The organism is Streptomyces sp. NPDC096205 (assembly GCF_044763135.1).
GTDB lineage: Bacteria > Actinomycetota > Actinomycetes > Streptomycetales > Streptomycetaceae > Streptomyces.
Genome location: NZ_JBIWFS010000002.1, coordinates 767651 through 790342 on the forward strand (window position 1 = coordinate 767651; position 22692 = coordinate 790342).

The window sequence follows — 22692 nt, forward strand, 5'->3', positions numbered from 1 at the left end:
TCGACGCAGCCCCACAGAATCGCACACACCCGCTCACCGAGCCCGGTCCGAACATCAAGGATGATGATCATGCGCACTCGCAGAGCCGCACTCGCCGCAATAGCCGCCACCGCCTCCCTCGCCCTCACCCTCACGGCCTGCGGCCAGAACTCCGAGGGCGGCAGCGAGGACAAGGGCGGCAGCACCGAGGGCGCCACCATCGGTATCGCGATGCCCACCAAGTCCTCCGAGCGCTGGATCGCCGACGGCAACAACGTCGTCCAGCACCTGGAGGACAAGGGCTACAAGACCAAGCTGGTCTACGGCGAGGACGACCCCGACCAGCAGGTCTCGCAGATCGAGAACCTCATCACGCAGGGCGTGAAGGCCCTGATCGTGGCGGCCATCGACAACAAGTCGATGAACAACGTCCTGCAGCAGGCCGAGGACGCCGGCATCCCGGTGATCTCCTACGACCGCCTGATCCTCGGCACCCCGAACGTCGACTACTACGCGTCCTTCGACAACGAGAAGGTCGGCGAGCTCCAGGGCACCTACATCGTGGAGAAGCTGGGCCTGAAGGACGGCAGCAAGAAGGGCCCGTTCAACGTCGAGCTGTTCGCCGGCTCCAACGACGACAACAACACCCGCTACTTCTTCCAGGGCGCGATGAACGTGCTGCAGCCCTACATCGACAAGAAGCAGCTCGTCGTCCGCTCCGGCCAGACCAAGCTCACCCAGGTCACCACCCTGCGCTGGGACGGCGGCACCGCGCAGAAGCGCATGGACGACATCCTCACCTCGGCCTACAAGACCGAGCGCGTCGACGCCGTCCTCTCGCCGTACGACGGCATCTCCATCGGCATCCTGTCCGCGCTGCGCTCGGACGACTACGGCTCCAAGGCCAAGCCGTGGCCGATCGTCACCGGCCAGGACGCCGAGGTCGCCTCGGTGAAGTCGATCATCGCCGACCAGCAGTCGATGACCGTCTACAAGGACACCCGCGAGCTCGCCAAGGTCGCCTCGAACATGGTCGACGCGGCCCTGAAGGGCAAGAAGCCCGAGGTCAACGACACCAAGACCTACGACAACGGTGCCAAGGTCGTCCCGGCGTACCTGCTGGAGCCGGTGAGCGTCGACAAGGCCAACTACAAGGCCACCGTCGTCGACTCCGGCTACATCAAGGAAAGCGACCTCAACTGACCTCCGCCCCTTAAGGATTGGAAGGCACGACCATGGCGGGACCCGTCCTGGAAATGCGCTCGATCGTCAAGACCTTTCCCGGCGTCAAGGCGCTGTCGGACGTCAATCTGACCGTCCGGCAGGGCGAGGTCCACGCCATCTGCGGGGAGAACGGCGCCGGCAAGTCGACCCTGATGAAGGTCCTCTCCGGCGTCCACCCGCACGGCACCTACGCAGGGGACATCCTCTTCGAAGGGGAGACCTGCCGGTTCAAGGACATCCGGGCGAGCGAGCAGCACGGCATCGTCATCATCCACCAGGAGCTGGCGCTGGTGCCGTATCTGTCCATCGCCGAGAACATCTTCCTCGGCAACGAGCACGCCACCCGCGGCTTCATCAACTGGAACGACACCCTCAAGCACGCCACCGAACTGCTGCGCCGCGTCGGCCTCGACGAGCACCCGGAGACCCGGGTCGCCGACATCGGTGTCGGCAAGCAGCAGCTGGTGGAGATCGCCAAGGCCCTGTCCAAGCAGGTGAAACTGCTGATCCTGGACGAGCCGACGGCGGCCCTGAACGACGAGGACAGCGGCAAGCTGCTGGATCTGATCCTGGACCTCAAGGAACAGGGCATCACCTCGATCATCATCAGCCACAAGCTCAACGAGATCCGCCGGGTCGCCGACTCGGTGACGATCCTCCGCGACGGCCGGACCATCGAGACCCTCGACGTGAAGGCGGAGAGCACCACCGAGGACCGGATCATCTCCGGCATGGTCGGCCGTGACCTGGAGAACCGCTTCCCCGAGCGCAGCCCGCACGAGCCGGAGGAGGGCCGGGCGCCCGCCCTGGAGATCCGGGGCTGGACCGTGCACCACCCGATCGACCAGCAGCGCAAGGTCGTCGACGACGTGTCCCTGTCCGTACGCCGGGGCGAGATCGTCGGCATCGCGGGCCTGATGGGCGCCGGCCGCACCGAACTGGCGATGAGCGTGTTCGGGCGGACGTACGGCCGCTACGCCGCCGGCACGGTCCTGAAGGACGGCGCGGAGATCCGCACGAAGACCGTCCCCGAGGCGGTCGCGCACGGCATCGCGTACGTCACCGAGGACCGCAAGCACTACGGCCTGAACCTCATCGACACCATCAACCGCAACATCTCGCTCAGCGCGCTGGGCAAGGTCGCCCGGCGGGGCGTGGTCGACGAGCACGAGGAACGCCAGGTCGCCGAGGGCTTCCGCAAGTCCATGAACATCAAGGCGCCCACCGTGTTCGAGCCGGTCGGCAAGCTGTCCGGCGGCAACCAGCAGAAGGTCGTCCTCAGCAAGTGGATCTTCGCCGGTCCCGATGTGCTGATCCTGGACGAGCCGACCCGCGGTATCGACGTGGGCGCCAAGTACGAGATCTACACGGTCATCGACCAGTTGGCCGCCCAGGGCAAGGCGGTCGTCTTCATCTCCTCCGAACTGCCCGAGCTGCTCGGCATGTGCGACCGCATCTACACGATGGCCGCCGGGCGCCTCACGGGTGAGTTCTCGCGGGCCGAGGCCTCGCAGGAGTCGCTGATGCGCCAGATGACGAAGGACAAAGAGGTAACGCGATGAGCACGGATGTGACCGCCAAGAGCCCGGCCCCCGCGCCGCCGGGCGGGAGCGGGGCCGCCGGGGGCGACGGCCTGCTCCAGCTGATGCTCGACGGCATGCGCCGCAACATGCGGCAGTACGGCATGCTGTTCGCCCTCGGCCTGATCGTGGTGCTGTTCGCCGTCTGGACCGACGGCGACCTGCTGCTGCCGCGCAACGTCTCCAACCTGGTGCTGCAGAACAGCTACATCCTGATCCTCGCGATCGGCATGATGCTCGTCATCATCGCGGGCCACATCGACCTGTCGGTCGGCTCGCTGACGGCGTTCGTGGGCGCCATGGGTGCCGTCCTGATGGTCGACCACGACATGTCGTGGCCGCTCGCCCTGGTGCTGTGCCTGGCCATCGGCGGGGCTGCGGGCGCCGCGCAAGGGTTCCTCATCGCGTACCTCGGCATACCGTCGTTCATCGTGACCCTCGCGGGCATGCTGACCTTCCGCGGTCTGACCGAGATCTTCCTCGAAGGCCAGACGATCGGCCCGTTCCCCGAGGGCCTGCAGAAGGTCGCCAACAGCTTCATGCCCGAGGTCGGCCCGAACACCAACTACCACAACCTCACCGTGCTGCTCGGCCTCGCCGTGATCGCGTTCGTGGTCTTCCAGGAGTTCCGCGACCGCAAGCGGCAGCAGGAGTTCGCCCTCGAAGTGCTGCCCACCAAGCTCTTCCTGCTCAAGCTGGTGGCGCTGGTCGCAGCGGTGCTCACCGTCACGCTGCTGCTCGCCAGCTACAAGGGCGCGCCGATCGTGCTGATCATCCTCGGTGTGCTGGTGGTCGGCTACGGCTACCTCATGCGCAACGCCGTCTTCGGCCGCCACATCTACGCCATCGGCGGCAACCTGCCCGCGGCCAAGCTGTCGGGTGTGAAGGACAAGAAGGTCACCTTCCTGGTCTTCCTGAACATGGGCATGCTCGCGGCCCTGGCGGGCCTGGTCTTCGCCGCCCGCTTCAACGCGGCCTCGCCCAAGGCGGGCCTCAACTTCGAGCTGGAGGCGATCGCCGCGTCCTTCATCGGCGGAGCGTCGATGAGCGGCGGCGTCGGCACCGTGCTCGGCGCGATCATCGGTGGTCTCGTCCTGGGCGTGCTGAACAACGGCATGAACCTCGTCGGCATCGGCACGGACTGGCAGCAGGTCATCAAGGGCCTGGTGCTGCTGGCCGCGGTCGGGTTCGACGTGTGGAACAAGCGCAAGGTCGGTTCATAGGACACCGGGCCCCGCCACAAGGCGGGGCCCGCTTCATATGGCAGGAGCCGCTGTATGGAACTGAACAGACGCACCCTCATCGCCGGGGCCGCGGCCGCCGGCATCACCGCCGCCACCGCGGGCGGCACGGCGCACGCCACGGGAGGCAGGAAGCCGGTGAAGTCGCTTTTCGGCAAGCTCGCCGACGGCACCGAGGTCCACAGCTGGTCGCTGGAGAACGGCGGCACCCGGCTGAAGGTCCTCTCCTACGGCGGCATCGTGCAGTCGCTGGAGATTCCGGACCGGCGCGGGCGGTACGCCAACGTCTCGCTGGGCTTCGACAACCTGGCGGACTACGTCTCGTCGAGCCCCTACTTCGGCGCGCTGATCGGCCGTTTCGGCAACCGCATCGGCAAGGGCCGCTTCACCCTCGACGGCAAGGAGTACCAGCTCTCCGTCAACGACGGCGACAACAGCCTGCACGGCGGAGCCCAGGGCTTCGACAAGCGGGTGTGGGACGTCGAGCCGTTCACCAAGGGCACCGACGTCGGGCTGCACCTGCGCTACACGAGCGCGGACGGCGAGATGGGCTACCCGGGCACGCTCAGGACGAAGGTCACCTACACCCTGACCCGGCACGGCGACTGGCGCATCGACTACGAGGCAACGACGGACAAGGCGACCGTCTGCAACCTCACCAACCACGTCTACTGGAACCTGGCCGGCGAGTCGAGCGGCACGATCTACGACCACGAGCTGTCCATCGCCGCCTCCCGCTTCACGCCGGTCGACTCGGGCCTGATCCCCACCGGCGAACTGGCGAAGGTGGCGGGCACGCCCTTCGACTTCCGCCGTGCCAAGCCGGTCGGCCGCGACATCCGCGTCGCCCACCAGCAGCTGCTGTACGGCCAGGGCCTGGACCACAACTGGGCGCTGGACAAGGGCATCTCGGACCGGCCCGAGCACGTCGCGACCCTGCGCGACCCGTCCTCCGGCCGCACCCTGAAGATCGCCACGACCGAGCCGGGCCTGCAGTTCTACTCGGGCAACTTCCTCGACGGCACCCTGGTCGGCACCGGCGGCACGGTCTACCGCCAGGGCGACGGACTGTGCCTGGAGACCCAGCACTTCCCGGACTCGCCCAACCAGCCGGCGTTCCCGTCGACGGTGCTGCGCCCGGGGCAGGTCTACCGGTCCACAACCGTCCACTCCTTCCGGTGAGTTGAACACCTCCTGACACCCCTGCGTATGTAAGGGCGGCCCGTGCTCCCCCGCACGGGCCACCCACATACGGAGGTTCCCTTGCCCGGTGGTGTCACCTCGCTGTTCCGCTCCGGATCGGCCCACAGCCCGTCCATGGCGGCGCTGACACGCGAGGGCGGCGACGGGGCCGGCCCGGTGGACTTCTGCATCCCCTGCAACCCGTACTTCCCCACCCCGGCGATGTTCGACGAGCTGGCGGCCGGCCTGCGCGACATCGTCACCTACTACCCCAGCGGCGCCGACACCATCACCGCCGAGCTGTGCACGCTGCTGGGACTTCCGCCGCAGTGCGTGGCGATGGGCAACGGCTCCACGGAGCTGATCACCTGGATCGACCATCTGCTGGTCCGGGAGTCCCTCGCCGTCCCCGTCCCCACCTTCGGCCGCTGGACCGACCAGCCGATGGAGACCGGCAAGCGCGTCGACATGTTCCCGCTCCAGGAGTCCGGCGGCTTCGCCCTGGACCTCGCGCGGTACGCCGACTTCATCCGTGCCCGGGGCACCCGGGTCGCGGTCCTGTGCAACCCCAACAACCCCGACGGCGGCTATCTGCACCGGCAGGCGGTCGTGCAGTTCATGGACGCGATGGCGGACCTGGACCTGGTGATCGTCGACGAGTCTTTCCTGGAGTTCGCCGACGCCGAGCCGGAACCGTCGGTGGTCCAGGAGGCGATCCTGCGGCCCAACGTCATCGTGCTGCGCAGCCTCGGCAAGAACTTCGGCCTCCACGGCGTCCGCTTCGGCTATCTGGTCGCCTCTCCGGCCCTCGCGGGCAAGGTCCGCGCGATGCTGCCCAAGTGGAACCTCAACTCCTTCGCCGAGCACGTGGTGTTCATGCTGAAGGAGCACGGCGCGGAGTACGCGCAGAGCCTTGTGCAGGTGCGCCGGGACCGGCTGGAGATGGCCAGCGCGCTGTCGGCGCTGCCGGGCCTGACGGTCTACCCCTCCCAGGGCAACTTCCTCTTCGTGCGCCTGCCCGTCGGCGCCGAGGGCACCGTGGTCCGCGACCGGCTGCTCACCGAGCACCGGATCCTGGTCCGCGAGTGCGGCAACAAGATCGGTTCCTCCAGCCGCTTCCTGCGGCTCGTGGTGCGCCCCCAGGTCGACGTGCGTCGCCTGGTGTCCGGCCTGGACCAGGTGCTCTACGGGACGTCCAGGAGGGAGGCCGCCGTATCCGAGCTGGGCACCGGGACCAGTTACAGCTCGGGTACGGCGGCTGTCGATCGGCTGGTGACTCAGGGCGGGACTCGAGGTGGGGCTCGAGCCGGGGCTCAGGGCGGGCTCACCGCGGCCCAGTTCCGGGGCGTGGTGGGCTGGCCCGACGCCGGAGCGATGGGGTGAGCCCGGTTGTCAGTAGGCGACGGGCCAGCCGCTGCTCCAGTTCAGGAGGTTGATGCCGAGCTTGGGCGTGCCGTTGTCGTTGCCGTCGTAGTAGTGGTAGACGATCAGGTCCCCGTCGGCGTCGGCCATGATCGACTGCCCGCCGGGGCCGATGACGCTGCCGTGCGACTCCAGCACGGGCGTGCCGCCGTTGTTCATCAGCGCGACGCCGTTCTTGTCGTAGTAGGGCCCGGTGACGGACGTGGCCCGACCGACCTTCACCTTGTACGTGGAGCCGGTGCCCTGGCAGCAGACGTCGTACGAGGCGAAGAGGTAGTAGTACCCGTTCCGCTTGACGACGAAGGGCGCCTCGACGGCCTTGGTCCCGCTCGGGCGGGAGGCGAGCGAGTAGCGGGTGGTGTTGGTCGACAGCTGCTTCCCAGTCGACGGGTTGATCTGGATCATCTTGATGCCGGTCCACCAACTGCCGAAGGACAGCCACCACTTGCCGTCGCTGTCGACGAAGAGGTTGGGGTCGATGGCGTTGTAGTCGCTGGAGGAGCTGGAGCTGTGGACGATGCCGTAGTCGGTCCAGCTGCCCGGCTGCCCGGTGCTCGACCCGGCGAGGCCGATGGCGGAGGTGTTCGTGCCGAACTTGGAGACGGAGTAGTACATCAGGTACTTGCCGCCCTGGTACGAGATGTCCGGCGCCCAGGCCTCCGGCACGGAGGAGTACGTCGACCACCAGGCCGGCCGCGTGGAGAACGCGTCGGACCCGGCCCGGAAGGCGATCCGGTCGCTGGAGGTCTTGCCTGCGAGGCCGCCTCCGGTGGCGTACAGCAGGTACTGCCCGGAGGAGGTCCGGATCATCGTCGGGTCGTGCACGACGGTGGAGCCGGTGACGGTGCCGGGGTTGGGGTAGGCCGAGGCGGTGGAGGGGAGCAGGGCGAGCAGGGTCGCCGCGGGGACGGCGAGCAGGGTGCGGCGAAGACGTGTGCGGCTCAAGGGGACGCTCCTTGGGTGGGGTTGCCGTTCATGTTCGGTATAACGAACGACGGTCGCGTCATCGGACGGGACCGTAGAATCGAACCCCTCGCGCGTCAATAGTTCACGCAGCAACGGAAGTTGTGGATCAGCCGCCCAGCGCGGCACGCAACACCGCGACGGTCTCAGCGTGTTCGCCGGTCTGCGCCCACTCCAGGGGGGTGTGGCCCGTGCCGCCGTCCTCGCGCAGCGACGGGTCGGCGGCGGCGTCCAGCAGAGCCCGGACCGTGTCGGTGTGCCCCCAGCAGGCCGCGCCGCACAGGGGCAGCCCCTCGTGACCGTGTCCGCTCTCCACGTCCGGGTCGGCACCGGCCGCCAGCAGCAGGCGGACGATGTCCGTGGCGCCGTTCACCGACGCCCGGTACAGCGGCGTGCTGCCCTCCGGGTCGGCCGCTCCCGGATCCGCTCCGGAGCGCAGCAGCGCCCGTACCGTGTCCGTCTCGCCCAGCCATGCCGCCGTCGTCAGCCGCCGCGACAGCTTCTTCTGCTTACGCCTGTTCACGGCCGTGGACCCTATGTCGGCGCACCGGCCCGTGTCGTCCCGTTTTTCACGGGTTCTCCCACGACTCCGGTTCCGCCGCCAGGTCCCGGACCGGCTGCGGCAGGGCGTCCGCGGCGAGATCGGCCAGGGTGACCCCCTCCAGAATTCTGCGGACGTTGGCGCGCAGGGCGATCCACAGCGGGAGCAGCGGCTCGGCGGTGCCCTGGTAGCTCAGGCCCGTGGGACGTTCACCGCGCACCGAGACGATCGGGCCGTCGACGGCGCGGATGACGTCCGCGACGGTGATCGCGGACGCGGCGCGGGCGAGGCGGTAGCCGCCGCCTCCGCCGCGCCGGCTGTCCACGACACCGGCGCGGCGGAGGTCGCCGAGAATCCCCTCCAGAAACTTGTGCGGAATGGCCTGCGCGACGGCGATCGTCTCCGCCTTCACCGGATCGCCGTCCTCCTGTCGTACGGCGAGTTCCAGTGCCGCCCGCACCGCGTAGTCCGCCCGTGCCGAGATCCTCATGCGGCCATTGTCGGTCAGGGCCGGGGTCAGGCCAGCCGGATCACGTTCCAGGACAGCGGCTCCAGCACGGCGGTGAGGCCGCCGTCCAGGACCTCGGTCCCCTCGACCGCGTGCGGGGTGACCCGCTCGGGCTCGTCGAGGGTGTTGCGGGCCTCCGGGTCGGCGTCGGCGAGGGCGCTGTGCTCGACGACCCGCGTCACGCCGAGGCCGCCCAGCGCGACCTGAAGCGGGAGGGCCTCGGTGCGGCTGCGGTTGACCGCGAAGACGGTGACCGTGCCGTCCTCGGCGCGCACGGCGGTGGCGTGCAGCAGGTCGGCCTCGCCGTACTTCTTCGTCGCGTACGTCGGTGAGTCGACACGGACGTCCAGCACCTCGCCCCGGCCGTACCGCGAGGCCTGCGCGAACGGGAAGAACGTCGTCTGCCGCCAGGCCGGACCACCCGGCTCGGTCATGATCGGCGCGATGACGTTGACCAGCTGGGCGAGGCAGGCCACCGTCACACGGTCGGCGTGCCGGAGCAGCGCGATCAGCAGGGAGCCGAAGACGACGGCGTCGGTGACGCTGTAGTTGTCCTCCAGCAGGCGCGGGGCCTCCGGCCAGTCGAGGGCGCTGACCTCGGCCTCGGTGCGGGACAGGTACCAGACGTTCCACTCGTCGAAGGAGAGGTTGATCTTCTTCTTCGACTTCAGGCGGGCGCCGATGTGGTCGCAGGTGGCGACCACGTTCTCGATGAAGGACTCCATGTCCACGGCCGAGGCCAGGAAGGAGTCGACGTCGCCGTCGAGCGGCTCGTAGTAGGCGTGCAGGGAGATGTAGTCGACCAGGTCGTACGTCTCCTTCAGGACCGTCGCCTCCCACTCGGCGAAGGTCGGCATGGACTGGCCCGAGCTGCCGCAAGCAACGAGTTCGACCTCCGGGTCGATCTGGCGCATGGCCCGCGCCGTCTCGGCGGCGATACGGCCGTACTCCTCGGCCGTCTTGTGGCCGGTCTGCCAGGGGCCGTCCATCTCGTTGCCGAGGCACCACAGGCGGATACCGAACGGGTCCTTGTCGCCGTGGGCTCGGCGGAGGTCGGAGAGTGCCGTGCCGGCGGGGTGGTTGGCGTACTCCTGGAGTTCGATGGCCTCGGCCACGCCCCGGGTGCCGAGGTTCACCGCCATCATGGGCTCGGCCTGGGGGCCGACCTTCTTGAGGAAGGCGATGAACTCGGAGAGGCCGAAGCGGTTGGACTCCGTCGTGCGCCAGGCGAGGTCGAGGCGGCGGGGCCGGTCCTCCACGGGGCCGACGGAGTCCTCCCACTTGTAGCCCGAGACGAAGTTGCCTCCGGGGTAGCGGATGGCGGTGACGCCGAGTTCTCGTACGAGGTCGAGGACGTCCTGCCGGAGGCCGGCCTCGTCCGCCGTGGGGTGCTCCGGCTCGTAGATGCCCGTGTAGACGCAGCGGCCGAGGTGTTCCACGAAGGAGCCGAAGATACGGGGGTCTACCTGGGCGACGGTGAAGGCGGGGTCCAGGGTGAAGCGGGCGGTGCGCATGTTCGCCTTTCGCGGTGGGTGGTTGGTGTTTCGAATGCGGCTGACTGTGGTCTGTGGCTGGTCGCGCTCACGCGGCGGAGCCGCATATCGGATACGGCCCCGCGCCCCTAGGACACTGCCGGCCAGCCCTGTTCCCAGTTCAGCTTGTTGATGCCCAGCTTCGGGGTGCCGTTGTCCTGGGCGTCGTAGTAGTGGTACGCCAGCCAGTCCTTGCCGCGGTCCTTGAAGACGGACTGGCCGCCCGTGCCGATGAAGTCGCCGTGACCCTCCAGGAGGAGGTCGCCGCCGCCCTGGAGCATCGGGGTGCCGTTGCTGTCGACGTACGGGCCCGTCACGGACGTGGAGCGGCCGACCTTGATCTTGTAGGTGGAGTTCACGCCCGAGCAGCAGGCGTCGTAGGAGGCGAAGAGGTAGTAGTAGCGGCCGTGCTTGACCACGTACGGGCCCTCGACGGCGTAGGGGGCGTCGGGGCGGGTGGCCAGGTGGTGGACCTCGGCGTTGGGGAGGGCCTTGCCGGTGTCCGGGTCCAGCTCGACCATGCGGATGCCGGTCCAGTAGGAGCCGAAGGTCATCCAGAGCTTGCCGTGGGACGTGATGAGCGCCGGGTCGATGGCGTTCCAGGAGTCGGTGCGCTCGGAGGAGAAGACCTTGCCGTGGTCGGTCCAGGTGCCGGGGAGGCCGGAGGGCGAGGTCGCGACGCCGATCGCGGAGTGGTTGGTTCCCCAGGAGGAGACCGCGTAGTACAGCCAGTACCTGCCGTCGCGGTAGGAGATGTCGGGGGCCCAGGGGTCACCGGTGGCGTTGTACTCGTACCACCAGCTCGGCGGCTCGGCGAAGGCGTTGCCGGAGTCCTGCCAGTGTTTGCCGTCCGACGAGAGGCGGGCGCCGATGACGCCGCCGGTCGAGTAGGCCGCGTAGCCGCCGGACTTGAGGCGGATCACCGTCGGGTCGTGGATGATCTCCTGGCCGGTGATCGGGCGGGGGTCGGGGTAGCTCTCGGCCGCCTGGGCTGCGTGGGGCATCAGGGCCATGAGGGTGGCCGTCGCCACGGCCGTGAGAGTGGTGCGCACGGTCACTGTCCTGCCAATCCCGTGTGGGCGACGCCCGCCACGATCTGACGCTGGAAGAAGACGAAGACGACGATCAGGGGCAGGCCGGCCATCAGACCGCCGGCCATGAGCTGGGCCCACTGGATGCCGTAGGAGTTCATGACGGTCGCGATGCCGTTGGGCATGGTCATCAGGTCGGGGTTGTTGGTGACCATGTAGGGCCACAGGAAGTTGTTCCACGACGCGATGAAGGTGAAGATGCCGACGGCCGCGAGGGAGGGCCGGGCGAGCGGGACCACAATGGTGAAGAAGACCCGCCAGCGGCCGGCACCGTCGATGAAGGCGGCCTCCTCCAGTTCGCGCGGGACGCCCTGGAAGAACTTGTAGAGGATGAAGACCATCGCGGCGGGCGCGCACTGGGGCAGGATCATGCCCCAGTAGGTGTCGACCATGCCCATCTGCTGGACGGTCGTGAACAGGGGTACGCCGAGGACGGCCGGGGAGATCATCAGGCCCGCCATGACCAGGCCGAGCAGGGCGTTCTTGCCGCGGAACTCGGTGCGGGCGAAGCCGTATCCGGCGAGGGCGCTGACCACCAGGACCACGGTCGTCACACAGACCGAGACGACCAGGGAGTTGATGAACCAGTTGGTGATGTTGCCGGTCTCGAAGAGGGCCTTCCAGGCCTGGCCGGTCCATTCGTCCGGCAGCCAGTGCGGCGGGATCTCGGCCGCCTCGGCCTCGGACTTGAGGGAGGTGAACAGGGCCGCGGCGATCGGGGCCATGAACAGGGCGGAGACGGCGACGCCGAGCAGGGTGAGGACGATCTGGCCGGGTGTCCAGGTACTGCGGGGCTTGAGCCGGATCTGGGTGCTGCTCATCGAGCGCCCTCCTCACGGTTGCGCAGCAGCCACATCCGCGCCAGGGCGACGACTGCGATGATCACGAAGAAGATGACGGAGATCGCGGAGGCGTAGCCCACGCGGTAGCTGGTGAAGCCCTGTTCGAGGGTGTACTGGACGAACGAGCGCGTACTGAGCTCGGGTCCGGGGCCGAAGTCCATCATCACCACGGCCTGGTCGAAGAGCTGGAGCGAGGCGAGGATCTGCAGGGCGATCACGAGGCCGGTGATGTTGCGCAGCATCGGCAGGGTGATGTGGACCATGCGCTTCCAGGCGTTCGCGCCGTCGAGCTTGGCGGCCTCGTACAGGTGGCCGGGGATGCCCTGGAGTGCGGCGAGGTAGAGCAGGAAGCTGAAGCCGACGGTCCACCACAGGGTCTCGATGACGATGGCGAACATCGTGTACGACTTGTCGGTCAGCCAGGGTGTGTCGATGCCGAGGGTCTCGTTGAACAGGCCGATGCCCTGGGTGAACAGCCACTGCCACATGTTGGCGGCGACCGTCGACGGCAGCAGGAACGGCGCGAAGAAGCACAGCCGCCACAGCCATTTGGCGCGCTCGATGTTATGGGCGAGCATCGCGAGCAGGAAGGCGAGGACGGTGATGCAGGGGACGACGAGGAGGGTGAAGTACGCGCTGTGGCCGAGCGCGTCCCACATCATCGAGTCGCCCAGTGCCTCGCGGTAGTTGTCGAGGCCGACGAAGCTCGCGCTCTCGCCGGAGATGTTGGCGTCCGTGAAGCTGAGCCAGATGCCGCGCAGCAGCGGCCAGATCACGAACAGCACGAACAGGGCCAGGAACGGGGCGACGAACCAACCCCCGTGCTGGAAGCCCTGCTTGCGGCGGACGGTATCGCCGGCCGCGGCGGCCTTGGTCCTCGCGGGGGCGAGGACGGTCTCAGCACTGGTCGTCGTCATGCGACCGCACCTCCCTGCGCGGCGGTCTTGCCGTCCATCGGGTTCTTCGAGGCGAGGAGCGTGGTGAGCCGGGACCTCATGCGCGCCGCGACGGCGGCGGGCTTGGCGGAGCCCATCGTCGAGGAGACGACGATCGGGCCGAGGTCCTGGGCGAGCACGCCGGTGGAGCCCGCGAACCACACCTTGGGCTCGGTGGCCTGGTGGTCCATGGCGCTCACGTACTCGTTCTGCGGGGCGAGCTTTCGGTACGCGGCCGAGGTGAGGGTCGGCGTGTACGCGGGGATGTGGCCGCCGGCCGCCCACTGCTGGGCGTGCTGGACGACGTAGGCGGCGAGCCGGTGGGCGGCCTCGTTGGTGGCGCCGCCGCGGCCGGACTGGTGGGGCAGGACGAAGGCGTGGGACTCGGCGTGGGTGGCCGGCTCGCCGAAGACGGGCGGCAGGGGGGTGGCGCCGTAGTCGAGCCCGGCTCCGGAGAAGACGGGCACCGACCAGTTGCCCTCCCAGGTGAAGGGGGCGCCGTTGATGAACTGTTCGCCGGTGGGGGCGCCCGGGACGACATAGCCGTCGGTGACGTGCTGCCGCAGGAACTCCAGGACCTGGGTGGCCTTGTCGGCGTCGAAGAGGACCTGGGTGCGGCCCTCGTCGAACCACTGGCCGCCGAGCTGGGTGTAGAAGGCGACGAAGAACCACCACTGGAAGTTCTGGTCGTTCGTCCACAGGCCGATGGTCTGCAGGCCCTTCTTCTGGACCTTTTTGGCCTTCTTCAGGACGTCGAACCACTCGGCGGTGGAGCCGACCGGGACCATCCGGCCGTCGTCGCCGAGCAGATCGGCCTTCTTCAGTACGTCCTTGCGGTAGAAGCAGAGCTGGACGTGGATGTCGAGCGGCAGGGCGTAGAGCTTGCCGTCGATGACGCCGCGGTTCCACAGGGCGGGGTTGTAGTCCTCTTTCCGTACGCCGTACTTGGCGAGGAGGTCCATGTCCCAGGGGTCGAGGAGGCGGCCCGGTGAGAAGCCCGCGACCCGGCCCAGGTGCATGACGCTCAGCTCGGGGGCGCGGTTGCCGGCCGCGGCCATGGCCAGCTTCGTGTAGAAGGGGTTGCCCCACTGGAGGGTGGAGTCCTTCACGTCGATGCCGGGGTTTTCCTTCCGGAAGGCGTCCAGCATGGCGATCATGTTGGCGCCGTCGCCGCCGCTGAAGAGGTTCCAGTAGCGCACGCGGGTGTCCGCGCCGGAGGCGAGCGCGTCGGCACCGGTGCCCAGTGCCGCGAAGCCGAAGCTGCCGGCCACGGCCAGTCCGCCCGCGCCGGCGAGTAGTTGCCTGCGATTGAGGCCAGGTCGTCCCATTGCCTGCCCTTACGTTCTTGGTTCGATGAGCCGGCCGCAACCGGTCGTTCGAAATATCGGATGCCGCTCGTAACTTCGAACGGGACCGTAGATTCCCCACGCCCCGACGTCAATGGGTTGGACAGGGTCGGACAGCGACAACTCTCGGCCAGGACCGGACCAAACGATGGTTCGGACCGCAACCACCGTCGTCGGATCGCATGACGCGGGCAGTTCTCCCCGCGTAGGCTCGAACAGCCCGCCGAACGGCGGTGGAAGGGGGCGCGATGGACATCGCGGGCGCGCGACGGACGGCGGCCCGGGCCGCGGCGGCGCTACGGCGACCGAGCGCGGCCTCCGCCATGCGGGGACTCGCCCGCGACCTGACCGCGGCGCTCCGGGCCAGACCCCGGCCGCCCGCCGACGTCCGTGACCTGTGCCGCGTGCTGTGCGAGGAGATGACCGCGCTGCGCGGCGGACGGCCCGTCGAGCTGCGCTTCGAGCGGTTCCCCGACGAGATCGAAGTGACCGGGCTGTGCGTGGAGTTCCGCGACTTCGACCTGGTCATCGTCGAGGAACGCGCCGAGGCCTCCCAGCAACTGGTCATCCTCGGCCATGAGTTGTGGCATCTGCACGCCGGTCACCGCCATCACCACGGCGTCGACGAGGCGACCGCCGCCCGCGCCCTGGCCGGCTGGGGCGGCTCCGCCCTGACGGTCGCCGCCCGCAACGGCTCGCGCCAGGCCGACGAGGCCCAGGCCGACGACTTCGGCCACCGCCTCGCCGCCGCCTTCCGCCCCTTTCTGACCGACGGCCCGGACCCGCGCCCGCCCCTCGACCCGGTGCAGCGCTCCCTGGGCTACCGGGGCCGCGGAGGCACGACCCGGTGACCGGCACCGCCCCCGTGACGGCCGCACGCCCTCGGGCGAGAAGAGCCCGCCGTTGCGCTGCCGCCGGGGTGGCCCGGCCGGCCGCCGCCGCTCCCGTGCCGCTCGCCCTCGATCCGTCCCGGCTGCTCACCGATCTGAACGTCTCCGTGTGGCTGCCGACCGTACTGCTGGCGGCCGCGCTGGCGATCAAACTGCCCAGCATCGTGAAGATGTGGCGGGACCCGCTGCTGCGGGCCGTCGGCGGGCTGCTGCTGTTCGGCTGCGCGGTGTTCGTGTCCGCGGCGCCCTCCACCATCGCCTGGACCAACCGCGTCACCGGCGTGCCGAACATCGCGGCACCCTGGGTGTACTCCCTGATCACAGCCCTGTGCGCGTCCTGGCTGCTGCTGATCGTCGCCTGGCGCAACGGCACCGGCCGCTCGGCCGCCACCCGCCGGGCGACCCGCCGCGTCGTCGTCGCCTACGCGGGCGTGGTCGTCGGGCTGTGGGTGCTGTTCGCCCTCGCGGACGCCCCGGTGGAGCGGCCGCGCGACCTGGACACGTACTACGCCACCACCCCGTTCATGCGCGAGCAGATCCTGCTCTACCTCCTCGCGCACACCCTGGCCTGCACCGTCACGGCCCGGCTGATCTGGAACTGGATCCGCACCGACGGACTCGACGCCTGGCTGCGCTGGGGCCTGCGCATCCTGGCCGTCGGCTACAGCCTGAACCTGCTGTTCGACGCCTCCAAGCTCACCGCCGTGGCGGCCCGCTGGACCGGGCACGACCTGGACTGGCTGAGCACCTATGTGGCACCCACGGCCGCCTGCGCCTCCGCGACCCTGGTCGCGGTCGGCTTCATCGTCCCGCACGCCGGGCAGTACCTCCACGAGCACTGGCGGCTTCGCAGTGTGCGCCGGCAACTGCGGCCGCTGTACCTGCTGATGCGGGACGTCACCGGCGGCCGCGAGCCGCTCGCCGCGCGCGCCACCGGCGAACTGCGCCTGGTGCGCCGCGAGACCTTCATCCGCGACGCCCTGCTCCAGCTGTCCCGCCACCTCGACGAGGACCTGCGGGTGCGCGCGTACGACGCCGCCCTCGCCCTCGGCCACCCGCCCGTCCGCGCCGAGGCCCTGGCCGCCGCGGTGATGCTGCTGGACGCGGTGGAGACCCGGCGGGGGTCGGGAGCCCCGGCGGACATGGGGTACCTGATGCGCGAGATCCAGGCCGTCTCCCGCGCACTGAGCCGGCCCGACGAACTGCACGCGGTCCGCGCCCGCACGGCCGCCCCCGCCGAGAGCGCCCGTGCATGACCGCGGTGGTCCTCGGCGGCTCCCACACCGGCATGCTCGCCGCGCAGGCCCTGGCCGGGCCGGCCGGCCGGGTGCTCGTCGTCGAGCGTGACGTCCTCCCGCACGGCCCCACGCCCCGCAAGGGTCTGCCCCAGGCCCGCCACACCCACGTCCTGTGGTCGGGCGGCACCCGGGCCCTGGAGGACCTGCTGCCCGGCGTCACCGACGCGCTGCGTGCGGCCGGGGCCCGCCGGATGCCCGTCACGAGCGGCGTCGTGGCGCTCTCCCCGCACGGCTGGTACCGCCGCTGGCCCGAGTCCCACCATGCCGTCCTGGCCGGCCGCGACCTGCTGGACGCGACGATCCGGGCCCGCGTCCTCGCCGACGAGCGCATCGAACTCCTCGACGGCACGGAGGTGCTGGGCCTGACGGGGACGAGCACCGCTGTCACGGGGGTCCGGGTCCGGCGCGGCGGCGACGAACGGCACCTCCCCGCCGACCTGGTCGTCGACGCCACCGGGCGCGGCTCGGCGGCGCCCCGCTGGTTACGCGCCCTCGGCCTGCCCGCCGCCGAGCGACGCGAGGTCGACCCCGGCCTGGCCTACGCCAGCCGCCTCTTCCTCGCCCCGCGGGACGCCCGCACCGGCTTCCCGCTCGTGAACGTGCAACCCGACCCGCGCTCCGGCGGCCCCGGCCGCAACGGCATCCTCCTGCCGATCGAGGAGGGCCGCTGGCTCGTCACCCTCTCCGGCACCCGCGGCGGCCACCCCTCCCCCGACAACGCCCTCTTCGGCCGGTTCGCCCGCGAACAGCTCCGGCACCCGCTGATCGCCGACCTGATCGAACGCGCCGCACCTCTCTCGGACGTGGCCTTCACCCGCATGACCGCCAACCGCCGCACCTTCTACGAACGCATGCCGGCCTGGCCGGAGGGCCTCGTCGTCCTCGGCGACGCCCTCGCCGCGCTCAACCCCCTCTACGGCCACGGCCTCTCGGTCGCCGCCCAGAGCGTGCTGCTCCTGCGGGATGCCGTACGCCGCCGGGGCCCCGGCCGGCCCGGCCTGTCCCGCCGCGTGCAGCGGGCCGTGGCCCGCCCGGTGGACGCGGCGTGGTCCCTGGCGGTCGGCCAGGACAGCTTCTACCCGGGCGCGACCGACCACGGCCCTGCCCTGCGGGACCGCCTTGTCGCGGCGTACGTGGGGCGGCTGCTGTACACCGCGACGGGGAACGGCCGTGTCGCGCGCCGGGTGACCGACGTGACCTCGCTGGAGCGGGGCGGGGGGACTCTGCTCGCGCCGAGTGTGCTGCTGGCGGCGCTGGTCGGCCCGCTGAGACCTCCGCTGAAGGTCCCGCCGTTGACGGTGAGGGAGCGCAAGGCCGCGGGGTTGCCGTAGCTGTATGTCCCCAGGGGCGCGGGGCTGCATCGATATGCGGCTCCGCCGCGTGGGCGCGACCAGCCCACGACAACCCGCGGCCGAACGACGGAGAAGAGAGACCTCAGCCCTCGAACGCCGGCTGCGCGATGCCCTTGCCCGCCCCCGGGATCACCAGCAGCGACCCCGACATCGGATGCGGCGCCGCCAACCCCGTACGGGCCGTCGTGATGTACAGGTCGGTCAGCTCGGCGCCGCCGAACGCGCAGGCCGTGGGGCGGCTCACCGGCAGGGGTACGACCCGGTCCAGGACCCCCTCCGGGGTGTAGCGCCGTACGGCAGCCCCGTCCCACAGCGCGACCCACACGCAGCCGTCGGCGTCGACCGTGAGGCCGTCGGGGAAGCCGGCGCCGTCCTCGATGGCGGCGAAGGGCCGGCGGGCGGACACCCGGTCGCCGGTGACGTCGAAGACGTCGATGCGGCGGGTCGGGGAGTCGATGTAGTACATCAGGCGCCCGTCGGGGCTCCAGCCCGTGCCGTTGCTGACGGCGACCGAGTCGAGGACGACCTCGACGGTCCCGGTGCCGGTGCCGGTGAGACGGGACAGGGTGCCGCCGCCCGGGGCCTCGTCGTAGCGCATGGTGCCGGCCCACAGGGAGCCGTCGGGGGCGACGGCGGCGTCGTTGCCGCGGCGGCCGGGGACGACGTCGCGGTGCAGCCAGCGGAAGGTGTCGTCGGGGTCGAGCAGGCCGACCCCGTCGCGGAGGTTGAGGACCAGGCCCCCGCCGGCCCGCGGCTTGGCGGCGCCGACGTGCTGGTCGGTACGGCGCACCGTGCGGCGGCCCGTCGACGGGTCGTAGGTGTGCACGCGGGAGCCGAGGATGTCGACCCAGAGCAGCCGGCCGGCCGCGGCGTCCCAGGTGGGACCCTCACCGAGCGCGGCCTCCGCCTGCACGGCGACCTCGTAGGCGGTCATACGGCGCTCCGGTGGCCGAGCCGCTCGGACAGCTCGGCGGCACCCTTGGCGGCGAGCTGCTCCAGCTCGGCGCGGCGCTCCTCGCTCCAGCGGATCATGGGCACGGAGATGGACAGGGCGGCGACGACCCGGCCGGTGCGGTCGTGGACGGGCGCGGCCACGCAGGAGACGTCCGGGTTGGACTCGCGGTTCTCCACGGCGAGCCCGCGGGTGCGGATCTCGGCGAGGGCCTCGCGCAGGGCGGCCGGGTCGGTGATGCTGTTCGGAGTCATCGCGACCAGCTCGGCGTCGTCGGGGATGCGCGCGGTGAGCTCCGGCTCGGGAAGGGAGGCCAGCAGCATCTTGCCGACGGAGGTGCAGTGCGCGGGGAGCCGGCGGCCCGCCGCGGACACCATCCGGACGGCGTGCGTGGAGTCGACCTTGGCGATGTAGATGACGTCGGTGCCTTCGAGGATCGCCACGTGCACGGTCTCGTCGCAGGTCTCGGCGACGGAGCGGGCGACCTGCTGGCCCTCGGCGGCGAGGTCGAGCTGCTCGGCGTAGCGGCTGCCGAGCTGGTAGGGGCGTACACCGAGCCGGTAGCGTCCGGGCTGGCCCGGCACGGCGACGATGTACGAACGGGCGGCGAGCGTGGTCACCAGCTCGTGCACGGTGGTGCGCGGCAGCTGGAGCTTGCGCACGATGTCGGGGGCGGAGAGCGTGCCGTCCCCGTCGAGGAAGAGCTCGAGTATGTCCAGAGCCCGGGTCACGGCAGGCACGAGGCGTCCCACGTCGGCCCCCTCCCTTGATCTGCGAGGCTGTTCGAAATTTCAACAGCCGATCGGAATGACGAACACAGGCTACTCAAAGTCCGTTTCACCGGGCAATGCCCCAGCGGTACCGGTCTCAGCCGCTCTCCCCCAGCCGCCCCCGCAGCCGCTGGGCCCGCAGCACCAGCTCCAGCTCGAAGCGGCGGTCCGGGTCGTCGATCTCGTCGCCCCACAGTTCGCGGATCTGGCGCAGCCGGTAGCGGACCGTCTGCGGATGGACACCGAGCCGCGCGGCCACCTCGGGGGCGCCGCCGCGGGTCTCCAGCCAGGCCAGCAGCGTCTCCGCGAGCCGCCGCCCGTGCGCGGGCCCGCAGTGCGTCAGCGGGGCCAGGCATCTCAGCGCCAGGTCGTCGAGCAGTTCCTCGGGCTGGAGCAGCACGAGAGCCTCGGTGTGCTCGGTGCAGAACAGCACCTCACCGGCCGGCAGCAGCCCCCGCTCCATCAGGCGTACGGCGGCCTCGGCCCAGCGCAGCGACTTCGCCGCGTCGGCCAGCGGCACCGGCGGCCCGATCGCGCCCGCCCAGCCCGCCAGCGCCCGGTGCAGCAGGTCCCGGCGGCCGGCCGCGTCCGGCTCGGGCACGACCATGCGCGGCTGCTCGTAGTCCATGTCGAGCAGCACCTCCTGACCCACCGCGGGCGCGACGGCCTCGCGTGCCGGACGCAGCAGCACCCCGACGGCGACCCGGCGGGGCAGCGGCCAGCCGACCCGGGAGGCGCGCTCGGCGAGGGCGTCGGCACCCTCGGTGCGCTGCCGGTCGGCGAGGAGCTGCTCCATCAGCCGGCGCTGCAGGCGCAGCCGCTCCCCGGCCTGGCGGGCGGCGGCCTCGGCGTAGCCGCGCACGGACTGGTCGACGAGGCCGTCGAGGTACTCGTATCCGGCGTCGACGAGTTCGTACATCGCGGGCGGCGGGATCCGTACGCGCTGGCCGATGTCGGCGAAGCGGCGCCAGGCCAGCCGTACGCCCATGCGGTAGATGGCCTGGAGGGAGTCCAGGCTGCGCCCGCCGAGGCCCTCGCCGCGGCCGAAGTCGTGGAAGACACCGGGCGGGACGGTGGGCCGGCCGGCCGAGTAGTCGGTGTGCTCCAGGTGCCGGACGAAGACCTCGATGGCGCGGCGGATGCCGACGAGGGCCATGGGTTCGCCGTTGTCGTCGAGGACGACGGGCAGATGGGGGTACTCGCGGCGGATCTCCCGCATGATCTCCTGCGCGAGTTCCGGCGCCTCGGCGAGGGCGATCGCCGCGAACCGGCGCACCTTCAGGGGCGGCACGTCGTGCCAGGCGGAGCGGGGGGCGGCGACGGCCGTGGGGCGGGCGGTCACGGCGTGCTCCCCTCGGCCGCCTGTTCATAGGTGATCAGCGGGGTGTCGGGCTGCTCGGGGGTGGCCCGGAGCAGGGCGACGGCGCCGAGGGCGGCGCCCACGGCGAGCGCGGCGGCGGCCACGACGGTGACGGTTGCGGCGAGCAGTCTGGGCATCTCAGGGTCTCCCTCTCCGATCCGAAAGGTCGCCCCACCCCGGTGTTCCACCCCCTGCTTCAGGATGCCCAGTCTCGGCACGGCGTCGAAGCACCGTCAAGGGCAACCCCCACCAGGGCTCACGAATTGACATTACGTCAGATCTAATAGCCGCCGAATTTGTCACGCTCGTGAGTAGCCGTGGCGAACGCCTGGGCGAAAACTTGCGAACCCCACCCCACCGTCACCCACGCACCCTCCCCCACTGTCCCCCACGCACCCTCCCCCCACTTGAGTTCCGCACCCTGAGACGAGTCGGAGCACCGATGCCCCAGCAGTCCTCGCTGCGCGCCGCACTCCCCCGGGCGCAGCACCCCACGGCGCCTCCCCCCGAACCGCGCCGGATCGTCTTCCTCGCCCACCGCGACCTCGGCAACCCGTCGGCCGGCGGCTCCGAGTTGCTCGTCGACCGGCTCGCCGACGGCCTCACCCGCCTCGGCCACCAGGTCACGCTGCTGTGCGGCGGCCCCGCGGCCCACCGCGACTACCGGGTCGTCTCCGCGGGCGGCGCCTACGGCCACTATCTGCGCGCCCGTTCCGCCTTCGCCCGCCAGGTCGGCGAGACCGACCTGCTGGTGGAGGTGTGCAACGGCATGCCGTACCTCTCCCCGCTGTGGCACCGGGGACCCACGCTGTGCCTGGTCAACCACGTCCACACCGACCTGTGGAGCATGCGCTTCGGTGGCCCGCTGGCCCCGGCCGCGCGCCTCGGGCGGCGACTGGAGCACTGGGCGCTGACCGGGGCCCGGCCGGACGGTCTGCTCGTCGCCGTCTCCCCCTCCACCGCGCACGCCCTGCACGGCATCGGCGTCGAGCGCGACCGCATCCGGGTCGTGCACAACGGCGTCGAGGAGCCGGGTCCGCACACCGGGCGCTCGCCGGAGCCGCTGTTCGTGGCCGTCGGACGGCTCGTCGAGTACAAGCGGATCGATCTGCTGCTGCGGTTGTGGGAGCGGGTGCGCCCGGTGACGGGTGGTCGACTGGTCGTCGTCGGGGACGGGCCTGAACGGGAGCGGTTGGAGCGGCTCGCGGGTGAGGGTGTCTCCTTCGCCGGGCATGTCTCCGAGGACGAGAAGCACCGGCTGCTGTGTGCGGCGTGGCTGCTGCTGCACCCTTCCGCCGTGGAGGGGTGGGGGCTGGTCGTCACCGAGGCCGCCGCCCGGCAGACCCCTGCGATCGCCTTCGACGTGCCCGGGCTGCGGGATTCCGTCATGGACGGGGTGACCGGGGTGCTGGCCTGTGGTGAGTCGTCCTTCGCCGCGGCGTGGTGCACGCTCGCGTTGTCCACTCGTCGCCGTGAGGTCATGGGTAAGGCCGCGCAGGACAGGGCGGCGCGGTATCGGTGGGACCGGACGGTGAGGCAGTTCCGTACGGTGGCCGCCGAGGCCGTGCGGGGTTGGTCGCCGTGAGCGGGTTGCGGGTTCGTCGTGGCTGGTCGCGCCCACGCGGCGGCAGCCGCACATCGAACACAGCCCCGCGCCCCTATGGGCCCGTTCCCCGCGACCCCT

20 protein-coding genes and 1 pseudogene are annotated in these 22692 nt (G+C 70.6%); 9 read left to right on the top strand and 12 right to left on the bottom strand.

Translation table 11 applies throughout. The features are described 5' to 3' along the window. The first annotated feature begins 69 nt into the window (after positions 1 to 69). The 5 genes and pseudogenes from chvE to ACIQ6Y_RS09985 all read left to right on the top strand — a co-directional run. Positions 70 to 1182, top strand: coding sequence for a multiple monosaccharide ABC transporter substrate-binding protein (gene chvE, locus ACIQ6Y_RS09965; RefSeq protein WP_404035057.1), 1113 nt, complete (start codon positions 70 to 72; stop codon positions 1180 to 1182). Positions 1183 to 1214: 32 nt separating this feature from the next. Continuing rightward, on the top strand, positions 1215 to 2765 hold the full coding sequence (gene mmsA, locus ACIQ6Y_RS09970; protein WP_404035059.1) for a multiple monosaccharide ABC transporter ATP-binding protein: 1551 nt from the start codon (positions 1215 to 1217) through the stop codon (positions 2763 to 2765). Beyond that, entirely contained in the window at positions 2762 to 4006 is a 1245-nt protein-coding gene (gene mmsB, locus ACIQ6Y_RS09975; protein ID WP_404035061.1) for a multiple monosaccharide ABC transporter permease, read from the top strand. Before mmsA ends, mmsB begins: the two co-directional genes overlap by 4 nt. Positions 4007 to 4060: 54 nt before the next feature. Continuing rightward, entirely contained in the window at positions 4061 to 5206 is a 1146-nt protein-coding gene (locus ACIQ6Y_RS09980) for an aldose epimerase family protein (RefSeq protein WP_404035063.1), read from the top strand. An 81-nt stretch (positions 5207 to 5287) separates the two neighbouring features. Then, positions 5288 to 6526, top strand: a pseudogene (locus ACIQ6Y_RS09985) (pyridoxal phosphate-dependent aminotransferase); the annotation flags it as partial. A 72-nt stretch (positions 6527 to 6598) separates the two neighbouring features. On the opposite strand, the gene ACIQ6Y_RS09990 reads toward ACIQ6Y_RS09985, so the two are convergent. The 8 genes from ACIQ6Y_RS09990 to ACIQ6Y_RS10025 form a co-directional block, all read right to left on the bottom strand. Further along, positions 6599 to 7573, bottom strand: coding sequence for an arabinan endo-1,5-alpha-L-arabinosidase (locus ACIQ6Y_RS09990; RefSeq protein ID WP_404035065.1), 975 nt, complete (start codon positions 7571 to 7573; stop codon positions 6599 to 6601). A gap of 127 nt (positions 7574 to 7700) precedes the next feature. After that, on the bottom strand, positions 7701 to 8114 hold the full coding sequence (locus ACIQ6Y_RS09995) for an ankyrin repeat domain-containing protein (RefSeq protein ID WP_404035067.1): 414 nt from the start codon (positions 8112 to 8114) through the stop codon (positions 7701 to 7703). 46 nt (positions 8115 to 8160) lie between these two features. Beyond that, entirely contained in the window at positions 8161 to 8622 is a 462-nt protein-coding gene (locus tag ACIQ6Y_RS10000; protein ID WP_404035069.1) for an RrF2 family transcriptional regulator, read from the bottom strand. A 26-nt stretch (positions 8623 to 8648) separates the two neighbouring features. Continuing rightward, a complete protein-coding gene (locus tag ACIQ6Y_RS10005) occupies positions 8649 to 10154 on the bottom strand; it encodes an alpha-N-arabinofuranosidase (protein WP_404035071.1) in 1506 nt (501 codons plus the stop codon). A 107-nt stretch (positions 10155 to 10261) separates the two neighbouring features. Next, complete coding sequence (locus tag ACIQ6Y_RS10010; RefSeq protein ID WP_404035073.1) at positions 10262 to 11230, bottom strand: arabinan endo-1,5-alpha-L-arabinosidase; 969 nt, start codon at positions 11228 to 11230, stop codon at positions 10262 to 10264. After that, positions 11227 to 12084, bottom strand: coding sequence for a carbohydrate ABC transporter permease (locus tag ACIQ6Y_RS10015; protein WP_404035075.1), 858 nt, complete (start codon positions 12082 to 12084; stop codon positions 11227 to 11229). The genes ACIQ6Y_RS10010 and ACIQ6Y_RS10015 overlap by 4 nt, the downstream gene beginning before the upstream one ends. Further along, the gene (locus ACIQ6Y_RS10020) at positions 12081 to 13022 is read right to left on the bottom strand and encodes a carbohydrate ABC transporter permease (RefSeq protein ID WP_404035077.1); all 942 of its coding nucleotides are present in this window, start codon (positions 13020 to 13022) and stop codon (positions 12081 to 12083) included. Before ACIQ6Y_RS10020 ends, ACIQ6Y_RS10015 begins: the two co-directional genes overlap by 4 nt. Beyond that, the gene (locus tag ACIQ6Y_RS10025; protein WP_404035079.1) at positions 13019 to 14368 is read right to left on the bottom strand and encodes an extracellular solute-binding protein; all 1350 of its coding nucleotides are present in this window, start codon (positions 14366 to 14368) and stop codon (positions 13019 to 13021) included. Before ACIQ6Y_RS10025 ends, ACIQ6Y_RS10020 begins: the two co-directional genes overlap by 4 nt. A gap of 266 nt (positions 14369 to 14634) precedes the next feature. Here ACIQ6Y_RS10025 and ACIQ6Y_RS10030 point away from each other — a divergent pair, with 266 nt between their 5' ends. The 3 genes from ACIQ6Y_RS10030 (at position 14635) to ACIQ6Y_RS10040 (ending at position 17905) form a co-directional block, all read left to right on the top strand. Beyond that, positions 14635 to 15237, top strand: a complete 603-nt coding sequence (locus ACIQ6Y_RS10030) for a toxin-antitoxin system, toxin component family protein (RefSeq protein ID WP_404035081.1) — start codon at positions 14635 to 14637, stop codon at positions 15235 to 15237. A 68-nt stretch (positions 15238 to 15305) separates the two neighbouring features. Further along, positions 15306 to 16532 (top strand): MAB_1171c family putative transporter, encoded by a 1227-nt coding sequence (locus ACIQ6Y_RS10035; protein ID WP_404035083.1) that lies wholly within the window; start codon positions 15306 to 15308, stop codon positions 16530 to 16532. Further along, positions 16529 to 17905 carry an FAD-dependent oxidoreductase gene (locus ACIQ6Y_RS10040; protein WP_404035085.1) on the top strand — a complete coding sequence of 459 codons (1377 nt, stop codon included), beginning with the start codon at positions 16529 to 16531 and terminating at the stop codon, positions 17903 to 17905. The genes ACIQ6Y_RS10035 and ACIQ6Y_RS10040 overlap by 4 nt, the downstream gene beginning before the upstream one ends. Before the next feature lie 103 nt (positions 17906 to 18008). Here the strand turns inward: ACIQ6Y_RS10040 and ACIQ6Y_RS10045 are convergent, their stop codons facing one another. From ACIQ6Y_RS10045 to ACIQ6Y_RS10060, 4 genes are all read right to left on the bottom strand, one after another. Further along, a complete protein-coding gene (locus ACIQ6Y_RS10045; RefSeq protein ID WP_404035087.1) occupies positions 18009 to 18860 on the bottom strand; it encodes an SMP-30/gluconolactonase/LRE family protein in 852 nt (283 codons plus the stop codon). Then, positions 18857 to 19630: an IclR family transcriptional regulator gene (locus ACIQ6Y_RS10050; protein WP_404035090.1), complete on the bottom strand. Its 774-nt coding sequence runs from the start codon at positions 19628 to 19630 to the stop codon at positions 18857 to 18859. The genes ACIQ6Y_RS10045 and ACIQ6Y_RS10050 overlap by 4 nt, the downstream gene beginning before the upstream one ends. Before the next feature lie 115 nt (positions 19631 to 19745). Continuing rightward, the gene (locus ACIQ6Y_RS10055; protein ID WP_404035093.1) at positions 19746 to 20990 is read right to left on the bottom strand and encodes a PucR family transcriptional regulator; all 1245 of its coding nucleotides are present in this window, start codon (positions 20988 to 20990) and stop codon (positions 19746 to 19748) included. Then, positions 20987 to 21145, bottom strand: a complete 159-nt coding sequence (locus tag ACIQ6Y_RS10060; RefSeq protein WP_404035096.1) for a hypothetical protein — start codon at positions 21143 to 21145, stop codon at positions 20987 to 20989. The genes ACIQ6Y_RS10055 and ACIQ6Y_RS10060 overlap by 4 nt, the downstream gene beginning before the upstream one ends. A 305-nt stretch (positions 21146 to 21450) precedes the next feature. Here ACIQ6Y_RS10060 and ACIQ6Y_RS10065 point away from each other — a divergent pair, with 305 nt between their 5' ends. Beyond that, positions 21451 to 22593, top strand: a complete 1143-nt coding sequence (locus tag ACIQ6Y_RS10065; protein ID WP_404035099.1) for a glycosyltransferase family 4 protein — start codon at positions 21451 to 21453, stop codon at positions 22591 to 22593. Positions 22594 to 22692: the final 99 nt, after the last annotated feature.

Bases quoted from the DNA above. Each gene is read 5' to 3' on its own strand.
- chvE (WP_404035057.1), top strand. From the start codon at position 70: ATGCGCACTCGCAGAGCCGCACTCGCCGCAATAGCCGCCACCGCCTCC.
- ACIQ6Y_RS10005 (WP_404035071.1), bottom strand. From the start codon at position 10,154: ATGCGCACCGCCCGCTTCACCCTGGACCCCGCCTTCACCGTCGCCCAG.
- mmsB (WP_404035061.1), top strand. From the start codon at position 2,762: ATGAGCACGGATGTGACCGCCAAGAGCCCGGCCCCCGCGCCGCCGGGC.
- ACIQ6Y_RS10045 (WP_404035087.1), bottom strand. From the start codon at position 18,860: ATGACCGCCTACGAGGTCGCCGTGCAGGCGGAGGCCGCGCTCGGTGAG.
- ACIQ6Y_RS10015 (WP_404035075.1), bottom strand. From the start codon at position 12,084: ATGAGCAGCACCCAGATCCGGCTCAAGCCCCGCAGTACCTGGACACCC.
- ACIQ6Y_RS10040 (WP_404035085.1), top strand. From the start codon at position 16,529: ATGACCGCGGTGGTCCTCGGCGGCTCCCACACCGGCATGCTCGCCGCG.
- ACIQ6Y_RS10025 (WP_404035079.1), bottom strand. From the start codon at position 14,368: ATGGGACGACCTGGCCTCAATCGCAGGCAACTACTCGCCGGCGCGGGC.
- ACIQ6Y_RS09980 (WP_404035063.1), top strand. From the start codon at position 4,061: ATGGAACTGAACAGACGCACCCTCATCGCCGGGGCCGCGGCCGCCGGC.
- mmsA (WP_404035059.1), top strand. From the start codon at position 1,215: ATGGCGGGACCCGTCCTGGAAATGCGCTCGATCGTCAAGACCTTTCCC.
- ACIQ6Y_RS10030 (WP_404035081.1), top strand. From the start codon at position 14,635: ATGGACATCGCGGGCGCGCGACGGACGGCGGCCCGGGCCGCGGCGGCG.
- ACIQ6Y_RS10000 (WP_404035069.1), bottom strand. From the start codon at position 8,622: ATGAGGATCTCGGCACGGGCGGACTACGCGGTGCGGGCGGCACTGGAA.
- ACIQ6Y_RS10020 (WP_404035077.1), bottom strand. From the start codon at position 13,022: ATGACGACGACCAGTGCTGAGACCGTCCTCGCCCCCGCGAGGACCAAG.
- ACIQ6Y_RS10065 (WP_404035099.1), top strand. From the start codon at position 21,451: ATGCCCCAGCAGTCCTCGCTGCGCGCCGCACTCCCCCGGGCGCAGCAC.
- ACIQ6Y_RS10060 (WP_404035096.1), bottom strand. From the start codon at position 21,145: ATGCCCAGACTGCTCGCCGCAACCGTCACCGTCGTGGCCGCCGCCGCG.